Raw genomic sequence first — 19,135 nt, 5'->3', positions numbered from 1 at the left:
TCATATCATTAAACAGTATAAGATTGTAAAAAGACAAAAACATGTCCTTCACTTTATAGTCCAGTCTTTTACGGTGACTAGGTAGAAACATTTGAACCTTATTTTCAAATTTATACAAAGTTTAATATATGAAAGATTATTTATTTTTCTCAATAAGTATAATAACATATTAATGTGTATTTGTAAATTTTTATCTATATTTGTCTCATTATTTCACTTTATGTCTTTTAATTTATCCTTTTCTTTTCTACTCTAAAAAAACAAGCTATTTAGCCGTTCTACTAAATAGCTTGTTTTTTATTAGGTTATTTATTTTTTGTAGCTAAATAATTTGCGTTTCTCTCATCTATTATTTGATATGGATCCCATCCTAAAAAGGCTGGTGTTAACATTTTTTCAGCTTGTGTTTTAGAAATTTGTAAACGATTGTTGTTAATTTCAAAACCTGCACCATAAGAATAATATTCATTAAAACGTGCGGCTGTATATAAGTTACCGCTCATATCTGCATAAGGTGCTGTTTTATTAACAATTCCGCCCATATATGTATTGATAAATGTCGCAGCACCATCTGGTCCCCATGGGCGTGCTAATAAGTATTTAGATCCATTACATCCTGATTCAGCTAAAACTCTACAGTTATTAAAGATATAGCCATAAGCATCATCTGCATCTGTTTTTGGTGCTGTAATATAACCTGCATTTTTATTTGCACTATAACGGTATACTAAATCACAATCTTCAAATAAAGTTTGCCCTGTTCCATAGATATAGTCAATATTTCCACCAATATAACATTTATAGAAGTATTGATGATTTGTATTTGTTTGTAATGTATCTTGGTAACCTAAAATCTTAACATTTACAAACGTAGCTTGGTCCGCATCTACACGTAGTGCATCTGCTGATTCATTAGAAATTGAACCATCGCCTAAGTAGTCATATGTATTTTCAAAAGTTAAGTTTTCTGCTGCGAATCCTTTCGCACTTCCTTTTACATAAACTGATGGACGTAAACTTGTATCGCCACCTGCTGGACCTTCTGCTGCATCATAGAAATTAATATTTACTTTTTCACGGTCTTCACCAATTAATGTAATATATGGTGATGTTACTACTAAATGCTCTCTATAATTACCTTCTTTTATAAGAATGACAATTTGTTCTTTATTGTTACTTGGCACGCTATTGACAGCACTTTGTACAGTACGGTACATTTTTGCACCTACAAAATCTGTACTTTCTTCACCTTCTTCGCTCTCAAAGCTGCTATCTACCACTAAATCATATTGTGTTAAATAAACAAAGTTATAAGCTTGGCGTGTCACCTTGCCTAATTCATCCGTAAAATGTAATTCTACTGCATTTCTACCTTCTTGTAATCTTGCTGTAAATGCAAACGCATCTTTGGCTGCTACAGAAACTGTTTCTTGCACTTTATCATTTACGACTAATTCAAGCTGACCCTCTCTATCAATATAACCTGCTAAAACAGCCTCATCAGTATACACTGTATCATTTGATTTTTGAGTCATTGTGATTTTAGCCGCTTCTTCTTCATAAACATATGAGCCTTCACGTCCTGCTGTTGGTACAGTTAAGATTGTCATGGAAGGATTACTTGTATTATCTACTGATTTTGCCACAATATAATAGTAATATGGTGTTTCATTTTCAACTGCTGTATCTGTGTACATTGTTGCACAAACTTCTTGAATAAGTGTATAAGCTGATTCATCAACTGCCTTACGATATACCTCATAAGTTGTTGCCTCTGCAATCTCATCCCAGCTTAAGTTCACACATGTATCACCACCTGTTACAACTAAGTTTGGTGTTGCAAGTGGTGCTATAACAGATACACTTTCTGATACCATAGGCGCTGTTGTCACTAAACCACATAAACCTGAGATACGAAATACATACTCTCCGTTCCCATCAATCTCATATGTATAAGACTTTGATGTGACATCCTTAGCAAGTACTGTATAAGTTTTTCCACCATCTTTAGAAAGTTCTACTTGATAAGCTGCATCCTCTTTACAAGTATCTCCCTCCCATTTCACTGTAATCTGTGTACGGTCTTCTGAAATAACTGGTGGCTCAATACATTCTACTGTCGGTGCTGTCCCCATAGCTGCATAACAATCTGTTTGGGCATAAAGTACATTTCCTGCTGCATCTTTATATGTTAAGTTTGAAATTGTACCTGAAGCGTTTGCAAAAGCAAGTCCAAAAGCTACCTTTGTACTGCTATCGTCTAATAAAGCTGTATTTGTATATTTAATAGTCCCATTTGATGAAAGTCCTGGAACAGTTACCTCCGAGTACCAGCCTTTCTCTTCTTTGCTTACTTTAATATGAATAGTATCCCCTTTGTTATAACTCACATTAAGTCCGCCTGCAGCTGGTAACTGTGTACCTTGTTTATTATAAATATTTCTAATCTTTCCGCCACCACGGATCCCTACTGTTGCAATGCTTATAATTTCTTCAGCATCTTCAAACATCCCCACAAGTATACCTTGGCTGCTTGATGAACCGATACTAGAAATTTTAATATCTACTTCAATTGTTGCTGCACCTTCATATGCTTCAAATAAATAGTAGCCCACGTTATTTAATGAAGTGATTGTAGCTGAAGCCTCTTCATGTGCAAATAACAAACGGTGTCCTCTTGCGACTACTGATAAGTTATCTGTTTTAACATAAGGCATTGCCAGCTGTGGATTTACAATTTCTGAGTCCATTACAGCACCTGTATTTTTCACAGTCATACCATGTAAATATACAGTATCTTTTGCCTCTAATGTAAATCTTAATGTTGTGGCTTCACCTGTATAAGTGTATGTCATTGTGCTGTTACATGCACCTTGCATCTCATTATAGTCGAATGTGCCTTCAGCGCCTTCTGCTAAATTTGAAACAGTAAGTGTTGCTGGACTACTATATTGACATCTTGCAAAACTAATCACTGCATCACCAGCTACTTTTACATCAATATAATTATCGCCATATAATGCCAGACCATGTCCACTCCCGTGCCAATAAGGTGCTTTAGCTCCTTCACCTTTTCCAATTGTTACAATCCCATCATCTACTGTATATGACTTTTCAATACGATGAGATGACGTAAATTCACTTGGAATCACACTTCCCGTAAAGGCATATGTATAAGTATCTGCTGCCTCTGGTGTTTTATACTTGCTTTTATCTTGCACTTTAATCGTATATGTATATGGATAAGTTGTTTGATCTTTAAATGTAACAACAACATCCCCATTGCCATCTACTGCTAAAGATTCCACCACCTCTGGACTATAATTCGTTAAGGATGTTGGACGCAGCGCTTTATCCTTTAAGTCTACACTTACATAAGCTTTTTCACTTAAAGCATAATAAACATCACCGTCTTCTGCTGTCACTTCTGCTAAATCTGCATCTGTAAGCGCCCCTGTCACATCTAACTTAGCTTCGCCAATACCAATTTTAAAGTCTTTTTGTGCCCAAGTTACCATATCTAATGTTTCAGAAGTGTTTTCTACTGTAAGTCCATGTAAATATCCATTACCATTAATCGTAAATGTTAATGTTGTGGCTTCACCTGAATATTTAAAGGATACCTTTTCTCCATCTTTCTCCCCTTTTAAGTTAATGTAAGCTTTGGATAACATTCCGTCTTCTGCATCTACATCTCCTGTAATGGTCCCATCTTTAGAATAACTACAAAGGTCAAAAGTAATGATTGCATTACCCGCCACCTTTACTTCAAAGCTATTCCCATCATAAACAACAAGACCATGTGCACTATTGTGATTGTACATTTTACCATTTCCATTGATTGTCATTAATCCATCTGGTGAAACCAATGTTTCAATAGGATTAGTTTTATCATACGTAGCTGGTACAATAACTTCTTGTGCTGTTGCTTTAAAATCATATGTATAAGTTTTATCCTTCTCTGGTTTAACTATATCCACAGCCCCACCTGTTGTATAGTTCATTGAACGTAATACGTCATCCTGTTTGATGAGGTTGATCTCCTTGTTTGCTTTCACCTCAACAACATTTCCAAAAGAAGGCACTGTACTACTCACTACCAGTGAGCCTACTAAAAGTGTCGCTACCTTCTTGCTTTTTTCAATCTTCCCAAATACCATATATTCCTCCATAAAATTTTTAAACTAAAATTCAGTTTTATTTTATGGTATCGGTCGACATTTTTCAATATAATTTTAGCACTTTTATACATTTTTTACATTTTTATATATTAATTATATCTTCCAATAAATTATATGATTCATTTTCTACTTTTTTACTATATTTTAGAATTAATTATTCTATATTTTGTAAATACTAAAATAATTTTATTCATTGTTTATATTCAATAATAATTTACACAAAACATCCAAGACCTATGCCTTGGACATTTTGTGACACTATGACTTTTTCCCTCCGAACCTTTAGCTCATCTTCGTTATTTAAATCCTCTCTCCACTTAATGCCTTCTAAATAGCCTCCCAATTATTTAGAGGACTTTAAGCTTCCTTATTCTTTAAATACTTCCAAACAGCTAAAAATGCAAATGGTTGGGAGGCCATATGCTTTGCGTTTCTCATGATTTGGTACCCAAAACGCTCACATCTGATTTTAAAGCCATATCATATACTTTTTATTTCTAGCCATATAAGCACCTTTGAAACCATCTGGCCTCTACATCCTTGCATCCTCTCCCCTTCTACCTCATGCATACAAAAGTTAGCAATGTTGGTTTACAGCTTACGAGTAAGCTTTCTGCTTAGTCTTTTGGTTTGTTCGTCCTTACAATTAACTATATGTTCTTTTCAAGTAATTTTCCCTAAAAAAATTTCATTACATTAGTTTGCCCAAAAATACATCGAGGCTTAGAACGAAAAAACGCTCTAAGCCTCGATATAACTAAATCTTATTTACTTAACTTAACGACAGTCTCAACGTGTGGTGTAAATGGATAATGATTAGATGTGCAATGTAAATATGTGTAAACTCAACGCTTTTGTTAGCTTTACTATAGTTAAGTTAACTTAAAATCCTTTAATATAGTATTAAAAAGTGTCCAATTTTTGTCCATGATGAATTTGGACACTTTTAGACTATATTGTGGTTAAATTTAAATATAAGAAACAGAATGCTAACATTCTAGCACTCTGTTTAAAACAAATTATTATATTTTTATACAGGCTACTTAATCACTATATTACCTGTACTTGAGTCATATGTAACTGACTTTCCAATTGCTTCGGCAACTACTCTTACAGGTACCATAGTTCTACCTTTATACGCTACTGGTGGTACATCTATTAATATTAGCTCGCCATTTTTCCACATGTTTTTGCTATCAATTTGTAATATAAATTCATCAGTTCCTTTAATACATTTAATACTTTTTAACTCTGAATCATATTCTACTATTGTTATTCCTAGCTGATCACAAAGTGTTCTAAGTTCTATTAAATTTGTACCATTAACATTAATAGCATCAATAGTACTATTTTTATTATTAATCGTAAAACCTACTTTCTTTTCAGTATATGTAGTTTTTTCTTTTGATGCTGAGTTTATATAAGTAACTTCATCGTATGGACACACTCCATTATCATGTAAATGTGCTGGGTACCCTCCACAGTGATAATGATACGAACCTAAGCCACTCACATTTTTATTATCCTTATGCCCTCCGTTACTATCTGTTCTACCACTATGAGCAAATAAATTACTACAAAGCATCACTACAACCAATAAAAATGTAATTCCTTTTTTCATCTTAATTCCTCCTATAATATAAAATCTATTTTATATTATCATAATTTGTTTAAATAAAAAAGACATAGGTTTTGCATTTAGTTTAATAAAATTTATAAGCATACAAGTCTTTGTTCCAATTTTTAAACCGTATCGTGGATAAAAACAAAAAAAGACCAGTAATCAACTCACTGGTCATACTAAAAATAGTAGTTATTACCTACCAAATTGTGCTATAATAACTTTAGCAAGTTTTAAGGGCTTGCAAGTGGTAATTGTTACCACCATGTTCTGTTATTTGTCGTATTGGCTAGGGCTTCGGCTCTGGTCATTATTTTTTTGCCAAAAAAGAAGCTAGGACACTATATCCTAACTTCTTTTCCTCTAAAATATAAAAACTCTATTTTTTTGAGTATCCCCCAAAAGATACTACGAATCCCTATGGGATTCAACAAAATGATATTCTATTTTGTGTATGATGTCAACAATATTTAACGTCCTTTTTATTCCTTTGTATACAAAATTAAAAAGACCAGAGTTTATACTCTAGCCTTTTACTACGTTGCTTGTTTGGAATATATAAACTATCAATATATTTTGGGGGACTTTGATAGTTTACAATGTATATTATATGACATTTTTTTACATTTGTCTATTTTTATAAAAAAATAAGCTAGAGGATCATTCCCCTAGCTCTGTAATTCTAACATCTTCACTTGATCCATCTAAAACGATATTTTTAAACAGAAAAATAAGACCAAGCTTTTATGCCTGGTCCTACTAAAACTATTATTTTAGTATATAGAAACAGTTTGGTATTTTACATCTAAAATATTAAAACTATCACAAAATATACTTAAGTTAGCATTGAAAACCTAATTTTTACATAATGTAATTTTATAATCTGTTTCTATATAGATGTTACCTACAAATGATATTTTTATTTAAAGTACTTTAGACTTTTAATTTGTTCAATATCTATCCTATTTTGAATACATAAATCTTCAATTACCTCTAATGCCCATTGACACATATATTGATTTTGAACACCAATGTTCCATTTATCTGTCCTTATATCTTCATTAAATCCACTTGCTAAGCCTGGAATTATTTCACAATATACTTTTAAAATAATTTCTGTCCAATAATCATCTACCATTTCAACCTTACCATTTTTTATAACTGATGATAAATTCTTATTTATATAACAAACCCCATTATTTTCGAGTCGTATCTCCAGGTTAGCTTCATCCTCTACCTCTATAGCAACACCTAATGAGTCTACAATAGCTGCCGTACCTAAACCTGTCTTTGGTATAATATCTTGTTGTAATGCAGGTCCTTTACTGGAGTAACTACTCTCACCTCTATCAGAAATATTATTTATATACTTAGCATCATTAATACATATTAGCTTATTATGGTAGCTATATGAGTTACTTATATTGGCAAACATCCAATAATAAAAGTCACTGGTAAATTTATATTGAAATATATCATCTATTTTCACTTTTCCCCAACGCTCATTTAGTTCATCTTGTCCTCGTCCCCCTCCCATGAGAGCTGATTTCAACTTTGTATCTAAATGTGCGGAGCATCTAATTGCACAGTACACCTTTCTATCCTTTTCAAAAAATATAGCTGGATACTCTGCCGCATTCACCCTATTATCTCTTGGTAAGACCGTACCATCTATAATAGACTGTGCTCTTGAAATACTTGTCTCCATAAAAGCATTACATACTATGTATTTAATTTCTGGTATGTCTGTATTTTCCTGGTAGCTACAAACATTAAACGTATTACCTTCTTTTCTCCATTTATTAATTAATGTTTTATCCCTTGGACTTAAATTAAATCCTTCTAAATATGTTAATTCTTTATTATAGTTCAACTCTAAGATAGGAGGTAAGTCCTCGATTCTAGTGATATCACTTAACTCAAATAATTTAATTCTTACATATTCTTTCGCCATACTCTACTCCTAGCTCCGTATAAATTTGACATGATGTTCCTCTAATTCAACTTTAGTAAATATCTTTACTATATTTGTAATAAAGCCTCGATGTGATAGTTGTGCCTTTACTACTATCTGTTCATCTACACTATATATAGTACTACTTTCTACTATCTTATAATAAATTGACTTAGACACACTACAACTGTCAGTATTTTGTAAAAGTTCTTGTATATACTCTCCTACGTTAAAAGCAAATCCTTTTGGTGTTTGCGTTATAGATCTAATATTATTCCCATCTATTACTTGGATGTTAATATTATCACTTAGAGGCTCTACCTCAATAAAGAAGTCGATATTTTTCAGTAATTTTAGTACCCAGTATCCCCATATTGAATATTGTCTTACAATTTCTATTTTAAACTCTATTGTTCTTTCATGTTCAGGTGTCTTTGTCCTACCTTTAACTGAAAAATTAGTATCTTCTCCTTTATATTGCTTATTTTTCTGAAAAACTTTTGCTTTTATTGGTGCTGCAAATGAATAAAAGCAAACCCCAATAGTTGTATATATAACACCAATAATTAAAAAGAAAGACATCTCTTTTAATTTGTCATTTCTCCAAGCCTCTTCTGCCAAAAAAATCCTTGTACCATAATAAAATATTATAAATTGAATTATTTGAGTTGAGATATATTTTACTCGTTGCATATTATTCATCTATCCACCTCACAAGTCCTGATGCCGAAGAATGCCTCTATAAGCTTTGAGTTGAATATCTTTTTTACTTCACTGATATTATCACTACTGAAACTTATAACACCACTTTCACTAACTTCAATGTTCAAAACTTTACTTTGCCCACCTAAATAAGTAAAAGAAATTTTTCTAACATCATTACTGTACTCATATCTCTGCTCATCAATAAATTGTAATATCTCATTTTTTTTCTTTGAATATATACAACTATTTAAGTCTTGCATTTCTGTATCCGTTAGCTGATGCATAAATTCAATATCTCTAATCATACAGTTATATTGTTCACTGTAATCTATGAAGTGTATAAAACTTCCTTGTTCTACTTCATATGGTCTTAATAAATACTTTTGTTCAATCTCTTGCCTCTGAATTCCTTTATATCTTTGTGCCTCTAAACCTACAAGCTGTTTATTATCGGAGGTTAATATATTTTCATCATTTGGCAATTCTTGCTTGCCTGTATATATATACATATATACTACCTTACTCATATTCCTCCTCCCTTCCATTCTAGGTATACTTTTATTATACAAATATCATTGAATTTTTCAATATTATTCCCTAAAAGTACTTATCTAATTCTTTTATCATCTATAAAATCAGTATTTCAATACCTCTCTATAAACAAATTCGCCTTTTCTTACACAAAAAAATAAAAGGGTAAAGCTTTCGCCCTACCCTAATAACGACATCTGCCTATCCAATTTTAATACTTCTAGTACTTCATCAATTTTCATAATCACATCTAGCGAGTAATCAATATCTTCCCACTTGCTTACTCCTAGCTCAGCAAACAATACCATCTTAACATTTTCATATGCACTATTAGCCTTATGAATACACATCTTATTTTTTATGTATCTGCCATAATCAAACTTCTGCTTGCATCTAAGTCCTATGAGTTTTTCTGTGCGATCTAGTCTTGTGGCAAGTTCCTTAATATGATCCATATAATAACCATTTAAAGATGTTGCTAGTTTTTCACACTGTATAAAATACTTCCTTGCTGCTTTACCTTTTGCATTATCTTGTATCATAGATAATTCTTTTGCCATTTCAATGCTTATTGCATAGTCTTGTAATTCTTTTTTAGCTCCATTATTTACAACCGTAAAGGTCTTCACACTTGTAAAATCCATGTTTTCTACAAACTCGTATTTCTTCACCCTTTTATCAAACCATTGCTGGAACCTTTCTGTTACACCTAAGAATGCATGTAACTCCCTAGCACTTACTAACTGTTTACCATCTTTTATTTCAATATTTAATAACTCGTACATACTCTTTTTACCTCATTCTCTTATTTTGATAAAACTAAAGGGTAAGCCCAAGCCTACCCTAATCTATTTGCATATTTAATCAATAAACTTCTTACATGATTTACAGTATATGTTCCATTTTCCCAAATTTCAGTTGAACTAATTACACCATCTGTCACAAGCTTATTTAATCCACCTAACTTATTTAATAGCCCTGGTACATATTTTAAATTAATTTTATTAACATCATTCCAGGATGCAGCATTAATATTTACACCACTTGCAATAATTTCATTAACTGCAGTAATTAAAGCATAGTCTTGAGTTACTAATGGATCATGATTAACTAAATTAGAAAAGCCAAACTCTTCAGCTACCCCCTTCACAATCCCTTTAACTAATTTCTTTTGATATTCTTTTGTGTTCATTAATTTAGCCTCCTTAGCATTAGAGATAAAACCACATTCTAATAAAATAGATTTGTCAAAGCCATTTAGCACACCTAAATCTGTACGTTGCTTAGCCCCTCTGTTTCTTGCACCAGTTTTAGCTACCATTCCATTACATACTTTCTCAGCTAAAGCCTTTTGAGTTTTATATAATACCTCAATCCCTTCTGCTGCTGGTCCAGCTGAATTAATATGTACACTAATAAGCAAATCTGCTCCTAATTCTTTTGCTTTTTTAGGTCTATCACTTACGCTAATCGCTTCATTTTCAGTGCTTCTAGTCAAATAACAGGTTTGGCCACACGCTTCAAGCTCTACTTTAAGTAATTTAGATATACTTAAAGCTAACTCACTTTCTTTTAAGCCATTTCCTACAGCTCCGCAGTCACTTAGGTTATTTCTATGCCCTGGATCAATAAGTATTTTCATGCTTTTATGTTCTCCTTTTGTATTATCAAATCTAGTTAAATCATATTGATTAATAATTTTTAATAGCTTTTCTTTATATCCTACATCTGCACAATATGGTGATTTATCTAAAGCATCTAATGCCTTATTTAAATCTGTCTCACCTATTAGTTCAGCATAAAAATGAGGCTTACTATTATAGTAAACCCCATGTTGTATGACACATTCTTCTATGGAATTAAACACTGACCAATCTATACCTTTGTAACTATGCTTTCTAGGTGTTTTGTAAGCTGCCCATTTAATACCAAAACAATTATTTGCCTTAGTTGCCAATTCACTTGTGAGGTATCCGCTTTCAAGACAAGCTTGTGCCACAATGATACTCGGTAAAACCTTACTACTTGAATAATTCCTTTGAGCAGCTACACTCACTAGTTCTATACATCTTTGTACTTCATCTTTAGTTGCCATATTTTACTCTTTCTCTCTTTCTAATAAAGTGTTAAGTTTTTCATCCATAACAAGCACTGTGTTTTCAACACGATTAATCTTTACACTATGTTCATTAGCTAAGATGCGATAACCTTCTGCTAACTCCATATTAGTCTTAAGTAAGGTTTGATTGGTTTCATCTCGCTTATCAATTTGAGCCAACAATCTCTCGTTATGTTCAGCTCGCTCTTTACGATCTTCTTCTCGTTCTTGACGAGCTTGTTCTTTGTAGATTTCCATTCGAGTAGTCGCATATTTTATAGCACCTTTTACAGATGCCAAGATAGCTGTACCACCACCCAAAGTCGTCACTATAATTTCAAATACCTCCATGAATAAAACCTCCTAATTAATATTAATAATCTAAAATAATCTATGTGAACATAAAAGAACCCTTTTTCACCCTTTTAGTGATTAATGCCTTCTAACAGGTGATTAATAATGTATTTAGTAATCTTTTGGGTTATTTTTGTGTACAAAAGGCATAAAAATAACACCTTTTTCGTTCTTAAAGGTGCTTTCTTATGACTTATGTAGTTTCAAATTATTCTTTTATTATTTTTGTACAGCTTCTTCTTTAGGAAGATATTCTTTATTTGTAACAAGCTCAGGCATATCACATTCTTCTATAAGAATTTTTGCCACTTCTTCTTTCAGTTTTGTTGGTACATCCTCAAATGTTATTTTCCCTAAGATAATTTTTTGTGCGAACAACTTTGCCATATGTATTTACCATCCTTTTATGCATTTTAACTATAAACAATTTGTGCCATTTCCATTAAGCATTCCTCAATAAATTCTTGATGCTGCTTTAATTTTTTATTTTCTATTTCTGCTTCCAATAGACGTTCTTCTACTGTTTTACCTGGACAAATATCTATTTTATTAGCTTCTTTTTCTTCGTCAGTTAGTTCTATGAGCTTTCCATCTTCTAGTTTATAATTTTCCACAATATCAATAGTGTTTAGATCAATGTCTGTTTCTATCTCTATCTTTCTAATTAAGTCTTTGTTACTAGCATAACTCATAATCACTTTGTTTTCGTTTAATTCCGCATAAATTATCACAATTAATTACCCCTTTTTAAATGCAAAGATACGTCTTAAAATACCTGTATTATTAGATACTGTAGCACTCATACCATCATCAGAAAATACAATGTCTAATCCCTTACCTGTAGCTATAGGTATTGCATACTTTGTGTTTGTTTGTAATTTCCATCCATGTTGCCCCCTGTCAAAACTATACGCTGTGTAACCATAACCTCCAGCTGGTTGTGTGTGTAGGTCAATTCTATTAAAGTTAGTTATTTTTTCAGATAATGTTATAGTACCATTTACAATGTTTCCGCTCCAAATTTCAACTATTGTATCTTTGACGGCTATTTGTTGCCCCTGTATCTTAGGGCTTCCTGTAAAATTAGGACTATCTTCTAAAACATTGATTTGATCTTTTATTAAATCTATTACTGGTGAATCACACATACAAACAGGCAATCCGTCACTATTTGGCACCCACAACTTGCCTACTGTATCATTTTTATTTTTTACTGTTATGTACCACTGATTTCCTATTATCTTTTCAGGAAGATTTTTTTCAAGTATACAACTGACCGGCAACATGATGCTCCCATCTATATTCATGAAATCACTCCTTCTACAATATAATTACCATTTATTTTTTTTATACTTACAGTATCACCTAGGCCGACACTCACATGTTGAAATTTTTGTGCTGCTATTGGTGTATTTGAGTATGGCATTACTACCATTAATGGCTTAATTTGTGTAACTGTTGCATAGGTAGATGAAAATTGCTTTAACTCTATTTTTACTTTTTTTAAGATTTTCTCATACATACTGATCACAAATACATCACCTGCCTTATTGTGTGTTGCATATACGGTTCATTTGAATTAATTGAGAAGCCTGTCCACTCGGCTTTCATATTTATTTTTTGATTCTTAAACAGTACTGCTTCTAAATCATTAAGCGGTGGAATTAATAACGATTTAAAGGTTACTGTGCAATATTTTTGAGAGCTGCGTGCTGCTTTTTCTTTGACTTTTGATTGCAGTTCTATAGCATTGCTTACTTCTTGAAATTCTTCTGGCTCATCGCAACGATTAAACCAGTTAGTGGTACTAATAGCACTATCTGCACGATCGTTCACATAGGTATATTTCAAGCCAAGCTCTGAATTATAGCCAGTGAATATGTTATATACTTCAGAGGTGTTAATCGTATATTGAAATTGCTCTAATGTAATTTGGTTCACTTCATCTGTAAATTCAAAAGTTATTTCTTTGTCTTGTGGTAAGACATAAGGTGCTGCTGTAAAATAGCCATCACCATCAACTCCTAATGAAGTATATCCTAACGCATCTAATAAGTAATTAATTGCTTCAAGTTTTGTTGTATTCATTTCAAAAACCTTATTATTTCTTAATTGTTTAGATGATGCTGGGATTTTTACATTTTGTGTATTTAACAAACGTATTATTTCATCATAAATAGTAGTACCGTTATTTATTTCATAGTCATCTTGGAACTTATCATATTTATATAAATTCAACTTTGAGTAACCACTAACCGTTGCTGTATCTGTTAATATACTTGTTGTATTACCATTCTTCTCACCACTGCCTTTTTCCAGTACAAATACACCAAGTGGAATAGATAAATAGGTATTTCTTACATATGTATGAAGCGTTACCTTGATCATATCCCCTGTATAACAAATGCTAGGTTCTTCAGATATATTAAAACTTGCTGTACTTCTTATATCACTAAAACTGGAGTATGTAATTGAGAAACTCTCTACGCACTCCAGTTTTTCTATTTTTACATGTTCATTTTTATCTAAGAGCTGAAATGTAAACCAATTCTTTCTACCACTCTCGCTTAGAATATCCAAAATAGACTGGCTTATCATATTCCACCCCCGAATAATAAGTCTCTGTTACCACAAAATTAATGTACTTGTAGTAATTCATCGAATCTATTGTACTTGTTATTTGGATCGTACAATAAAAAGCTTCACCTTTTCCATCCCTATACAATAGAATCTCTTCATCTTCTAATGCTAAAAATTGTTCATATTCCGCTTGTGTTTCACAACAACATCTACATGCAAATGTTTTATACCTGTCTCTTGTCTTTACCTGCTTAGGAACTGATAAGCCACAAATTGCAAGATATGAACTACTGCTATTGAATGTAATCTCTGCTAATGAATCTTGTATTGTTTCAAAGTTTGTTAAAGTAATATGTGTATCTGTTCCTGGAACACTTAATACACGACCCTCAAACAATACTTTTCCTTGTATAATATCGCTATCTTTAAATGTTCCAAGTGTTGAAATAGCTCTCACTTTATACTCATAAACAACATTACTACTGCAACCATAATCACTATATTTAGATGCATATGGTAAATTATCTTTTATTTTTTGCCATGTTGTTTCATTTTGCTTTTTACGATATATGGCATGCTTTAAAAATAATTCTTGTTCTTCACTTGAAAAAATAATTGTAATACACGCTTTTTGCATATCAACATATGTACTTACAACTGGCTCATTCAGTTCTGCAAACTGGACAAGAAATGTTGCTGTTGCATATTCTGACCATTCATTATAAGCATTTTTTATGCGCACTTTAATAGTGTTATAGGTATTATTTTGTAAATCTATACATGCATATTGATGTATTTTGCTTGAATATGCATTTTGTACAACTGTACCATTTAAAACAACTTCAAATTGAATTTGCTCAGGATCTAAATGCCATGAAATAACTGGACAAGGTGTAGCATACTCTTGCTGATATTCTAAAACAGGTGTGTTAGGTGGTCCATATGCTGTAAATTTAACAGTTTGTGTTGTTGTATTAGAGTAATAAGTTCCCTTATAATTTGCTGTTACTTTAATTGCTACACTTCCACTTGTGAATGTATATGCAAGTACTGTTGTTGTAATATCTTTTAGATTGTTTCCTTGTATCATTTTTGAATATTTAACAACATTATTTTGTGTGCACTCAATAAGTACTTCACTCATATTTTCACCTGAAACTTTGATTATAATCGGTTCATATAGTTTTTGTGGTGTAATAGAGGGTTCAATTGCAAATAATTTTACATGTGTGCCTGTTAACTCAATTTCTTTTTCATAGCTATTGCTATACACTTCATTATATACAGTAAGTTTAAAAACGACATTTCCAGTAACCTTTAAATCACCTTGTTTAAAAGTTGATATTTCCTCATCGGTACCAGTTTTTATACATACAACTTGATTATCTTTAATGACTTCAATTTTCCAATTTGCTACATCTTCATTACACCATGTACACGTAATAATTTCATCAATACTCGTACCAGTCACTTCAAAGTTTATTGCCTTCGGTTCTACTACATCAACTTCTAAATAACTATCATTTATGTTGAATGTATTCCCACTATAATAAGACTTTAATGCTATCTGATAGCCATTTGCGTTATATGGTAATTCTGTGACTGCAAGATTGCTATTTTTACTTGTTTGTAATGTGTCCCCTACACTCAAAAACCATCCTTCATTATTATATACTACATTATTTTCTTTATTTTCAACATTTGTAAGCGGTTCTTTTAATGTTTCCACATATATAGTTTGTGAAATATTGACATATAGTCTTGTCTTAAAATATTTGTACTCTTCTGGTATAGCAAAAACTGTTTTTATCAACCTTCCGCTAGATCCAGTATCCATCCTTAGTTCAGCATTATCTTTTTGCCATCTCCAATATTTTTCATAATTACTATACGGACAAATATATCCATAAGAATAACGTAATATTTCGCTAAAAGGTATTTGTTTTGTAACTACTGACATTTTACACCACCTTTCTAAATAAGACCCATTTCAGCTATCTCTCTATAATATGTTTGTGTTTGCTGTTGCTTAAGTGATCTAATTTCATTTAGTGTTGCTGCTAATAATACTTCAATGTCTTTATTTGCTGCTTTCAACATGCTTTTTGATTCTTCGTTTCTATGTACTTGACTGCCAGCTCTCATGTTAACTAGCTCACCATGTCCATTGGCATCATCTCCCACAATGGCCAGTCCACCAGAGTGAAACTGTGTGCCTACTGCATAGCTTTTTATAAGACCAGACAGAATACTTCCAACACCCGAGCTATTACCTAGTTTATTGCGTTTTTCCACTTCTTCTTGTACCTTTTTTGTTTTCTTTTCTTCGTTCTCTGCAAATGATGTATAATCCATTTGATATGCTTTATTTGCATAATTATTTAATGAATCACTTCTAGTTTGTAATTCTTTTTCAAGTTTACTTGTATAAGATGTTTCGATTTGCTCACGTTTACTAGAAGTTTCTCTTGCCAACCTTTCTTCTTGTTTTGCCTGGTATTCTGCTTTTTGAATATAGTAGTTCATAGAGCCTTCCATGCTCTTGTGGGACTCTTCCCATTTTTTCATACGTTCTTGTAATGTATCAGATTCATATTGGTCTAAAACTTTCATTTTTAGTTCATATTCATTAAAATACTCATTTGCATTTTCTTTAAGTTGGCCAAATGTATCATTATCAAGTTTTTGAATATTACTATACATTTCTTCAAAACTACTAAACACATGACTTGCACCCAATCCACATGCATCTGCTATATTACTGAACGATTGTTTTGTGTTACTCTCTAATTCACTTGTCATTGAATTAATATCTTTCACACTACCATTCCAAACAGATTTCATTGCTCCTGACATATCCGAAAATGTATTCTTTAAACTATTGAAATGTGTTACAAGTCCACTCATATCAAACTGTGCTGCACTTGTGATAACACCTACTAAGTCCCCCCATTTACTTACTAATTGCTCAATAAATACATTAATCGTTTCAATAATTTTTGTTACAAAATCTGCAAAGTTACTTAATGATGAAAAAACATTTTCAATACCATGTCCAATATTTTTTAATGCATTAACAACTGGTTCTACAAAGCTCTCTATGCCTGAACATATTGTATCTATGATGCTATAAATGTTTTGTAGCCCAGTACCAATCGTTCTAATAACTGATGTAATAAGAGATATTGGGCCTGAAAAAAGAGGTATTAATGTATTTTGCAGAAGTTCTATAATCCTCATAATAGAGCTAATTACTGTTGCAAGCGGTGCTCCTATAGCATTGCTCAAACTAGTTATTGGTTCTAAAAACTGTGTTAATCCATTTAAAATTGTATTTACCATGGATAATATAGCTTTTAGAATAGGCTCAATGTTATTATATAGACTAATTTTTATATCTGATAACTTAGAATCAATAGAAGTCTTAAGACCTGCCACATTATCATTCATAGTTTGTGCCATTTTAGATGCTGTACCTGCTGAATTTGCCATTGCATTGGCCAATTTGTCTACCTCTGAAGTTGCTGTATTGCACATAATCGCAAAACCTGATAATTGGTTTGTACCAGCTACTGATTTCATAAATAAATCTTTTTGTTCATCTGTCATGTTAGACATAGCCACTTGCATATCTTCCATAATATCTGTAAATTCTCTTGCGTTGCCCATAGCATCAAAAATAGCAATGTTATATTCTTTAAGTGCACCAACAGCATTATCATTTTGACCATAAATTCTAGCAAGAATTGCATTTAAAGTTGTTCCTGCTTCTCCTGCTTTTAATCCACTATCAGCCATTTTCCCAAGCCATGCAGTAGTCTCTTCAAGCGACATTCCAAATGTAGCTGCAGTACTTGCACAATTCTTATAGGCTTCAGCAAGTTGCTCTGTGCTTGTATTACTATGCGACATTGCATAGGCCATTACGTCTGCTAAATGCCCTGCTTGATCCGCTTCTAAGTTAAAGGCTGTTAAGTAGTCTGTAACAACATCTGATGCCTTTGATAATTCCATTGCAGATGCTGCTGCTAAGTCAAGTACACCACCTAAAGCTTCACTGCTTTGCTGTGCATTCCATCCTGCCAAACTCATATATTCTAAAGCTTGTGCTGCTTCTGTTGCACTATATTGTGTTGATGAACCAAATTCACGTGCTACATTTGTAAGCTTACTCATATCACCTTCTGTTGCACCACTTATTGCTTTTACTTTTGACATTTGTGCTTCAAAAGTTGCACCAACTTCTACTGCACTTGCCATAAATTCACCTACTGAAGCTATTAGTTTTACAAAAGCTTGTATAGCAATATCTATTCCCGCACTTGCCAACGTTCCTAATGCTGTTCCTAAGGCAACACTGGCAACTTCTCCACCATTAAATCCGCCAACCAAATCAGTCAATGATACACCTAGTATTTTTGTGTTACTCGCTGTATCCTTCATTTTTTCTTTCATTGCATCAAAAACACTACTACTTGTAGAACCTTGGTTAGATAATTGTTCAAGTTTTTCTTTTGTATCACTTAATTCATTGTTATATACATTAAGCTTTTCTTTTGCTTTGTTAACATTAATTGTTTGATTATCTAACGTCTTAACGGTGTTATTAATCTTTGTATTACCTTTGTCATACTCCGATTGTAAGTCTTTTAATTCTTCTTTAAGCTTTTGAGCTGCTTCTGACTCTTCACCCTGACTTGCAACGATATCTTGATAACTAGATTTTGCTGCATCCAACTTTTCTTTTAATGTGGATTGTGCCTGTGCTAAATCACTTAATTTTGCATTCGTCTTTTCCACTCTACTTGAATGTGCTTCTACAATAGAAGCTTGTGTTTCAATCGCTTTTGATAGATACTCTATCTTTGCTTTATTGCCATCTAGTGTATTATCAAAATCCTTAGAAGCTGATACTGTTGCTTTGTAATCACTCTGTAGCACTCTCATCTGCCTATTAAGTGTATTCATTTGATTTTGAAAATCTGTAGATTCGGATGCAAGTTTGACAACCATTCCTACAACTTCTTCATTAGCTGCCATCTGCTCACTCCCTTAAATTTAATTAAAAAAGCACCTATTCGTTAAAAATAGATGCTTTTTATATATTTCTC

15 protein-coding genes and 1 riboswitch are annotated in these 19,135 nt (G+C 32.3%); all 15 genes read right to left on the bottom strand.

Going from position 1 to position 19,135, the window contains the following annotated elements; all coding sequences use genetic code 11:
- Positions 1-36: 36 nt before the first annotated feature.
- Positions 37-138: riboswitch (purine riboswitch) on the bottom strand.
- A gap of 167 nt (positions 139-305) precedes the next feature.
- On the bottom strand, positions 306-4,160 hold the full coding sequence (locus AC1VAQ_RS06275) for a pectinesterase family protein (protein ID WP_303243807.1): 3,855 nt from the start codon (positions 4,158-4,160) through the stop codon (positions 306-308).
- A gap of 1,060 nt (positions 4,161-5,220) precedes the next feature.
- Positions 5,221-5,802, bottom strand: a complete 582-nt coding sequence (locus tag AC1VAQ_RS06270) for a copper amine oxidase N-terminal domain-containing protein (RefSeq protein WP_302598576.1) — start codon at positions 5,800-5,802, stop codon at positions 5,221-5,223.
- A gap of 919 nt (positions 5,803-6,721) precedes the next feature.
- Positions 6,722-7,756, bottom strand: coding sequence for a hypothetical protein (locus tag AC1VAQ_RS06265; RefSeq protein WP_479903649.1), 1,035 nt, complete (start codon positions 7,754-7,756; stop codon positions 6,722-6,724).
- Between the two features lie 9 nt (positions 7,757-7,765).
- Positions 7,766-8,458 carry a hypothetical protein gene (locus AC1VAQ_RS06260; protein WP_479903648.1) on the bottom strand — a complete coding sequence of 231 codons (693 nt, stop codon included), beginning with the start codon at positions 8,456-8,458 and terminating at the stop codon, positions 7,766-7,768.
- On the bottom strand, positions 8,455-8,988 hold the full coding sequence (locus tag AC1VAQ_RS06255) for a hypothetical protein (protein WP_479903647.1): 534 nt from the start codon (positions 8,986-8,988) through the stop codon (positions 8,455-8,457). The genes AC1VAQ_RS06260 and AC1VAQ_RS06255 overlap by 4 nt, the downstream gene beginning before the upstream one ends.
- Positions 8,989-9,171: 183 nt before the next feature.
- The gene (locus tag AC1VAQ_RS06250) at positions 9,172-9,777 is read right to left on the bottom strand and encodes an antA/AntB antirepressor family protein (protein ID WP_479903646.1); all 606 of its coding nucleotides are present in this window, start codon (positions 9,775-9,777) and stop codon (positions 9,172-9,174) included.
- A gap of 53 nt (positions 9,778-9,830) precedes the next feature.
- Positions 9,831-11,087, bottom strand: a complete 1,257-nt coding sequence (locus AC1VAQ_RS06245) for an N-acetylmuramoyl-L-alanine amidase (RefSeq protein WP_479903645.1) — start codon at positions 11,085-11,087, stop codon at positions 9,831-9,833.
- A gap of 3 nt (positions 11,088-11,090) precedes the next feature.
- Positions 11,091-11,420, bottom strand: a complete 330-nt coding sequence (locus AC1VAQ_RS06240; RefSeq protein WP_479903644.1) for a hypothetical protein — start codon at positions 11,418-11,420, stop codon at positions 11,091-11,093.
- A gap of 243 nt (positions 11,421-11,663) precedes the next feature.
- Positions 11,664-11,831 carry a CD1375 family protein gene (locus AC1VAQ_RS06235; RefSeq protein WP_479903643.1) on the bottom strand — a complete coding sequence of 56 codons (168 nt, stop codon included), beginning with the start codon at positions 11,829-11,831 and terminating at the stop codon, positions 11,664-11,666.
- 26 nt (positions 11,832-11,857) lie between these two features.
- Complete coding sequence (locus AC1VAQ_RS06230; RefSeq protein WP_479903642.1) at positions 11,858-12,175, bottom strand: hypothetical protein; 318 nt, start codon at positions 12,173-12,175, stop codon at positions 11,858-11,860.
- A 6-nt stretch (positions 12,176-12,181) separates the two neighbouring features.
- Positions 12,182-12,751 (bottom strand): hypothetical protein, encoded by a 570-nt coding sequence (locus tag AC1VAQ_RS06225; protein WP_479903641.1) that lies wholly within the window; start codon positions 12,749-12,751, stop codon positions 12,182-12,184.
- Positions 12,748-12,966: a hypothetical protein gene (locus AC1VAQ_RS06220; protein ID WP_479903640.1), complete on the bottom strand. Its 219-nt coding sequence runs from the start codon at positions 12,964-12,966 to the stop codon at positions 12,748-12,750. The genes AC1VAQ_RS06225 and AC1VAQ_RS06220 overlap by 4 nt, the downstream gene beginning before the upstream one ends.
- A gap of 5 nt (positions 12,967-12,971) precedes the next feature.
- Positions 12,972-14,042, bottom strand: coding sequence for a hypothetical protein (locus AC1VAQ_RS06215; RefSeq protein ID WP_479903639.1), 1,071 nt, complete (start codon positions 14,040-14,042; stop codon positions 12,972-12,974).
- On the bottom strand, positions 13,999-15,984 hold the full coding sequence (locus AC1VAQ_RS06210; protein ID WP_302599735.1) for a hypothetical protein: 1,986 nt from the start codon (positions 15,982-15,984) through the stop codon (positions 13,999-14,001). The genes AC1VAQ_RS06215 and AC1VAQ_RS06210 overlap by 44 nt, the downstream gene beginning before the upstream one ends.
- Before the next feature lie 14 nt (positions 15,985-15,998).
- Entirely contained in the window at positions 15,999-19,064 is a 3,066-nt protein-coding gene (locus AC1VAQ_RS06205) for a phage tail tape measure protein (protein WP_479903638.1), read from the bottom strand.
- Positions 19,065-19,135: the final 71 nt, after the last annotated feature.

The sequence above is a fragment of the Cellulosilyticum sp. genome, assembly GCF_982396655.1.
The sequence above is the reverse complement of the archived record's forward strand: the minus strand, read 5'-3'. Positions and strand labels throughout refer to the sequence as shown.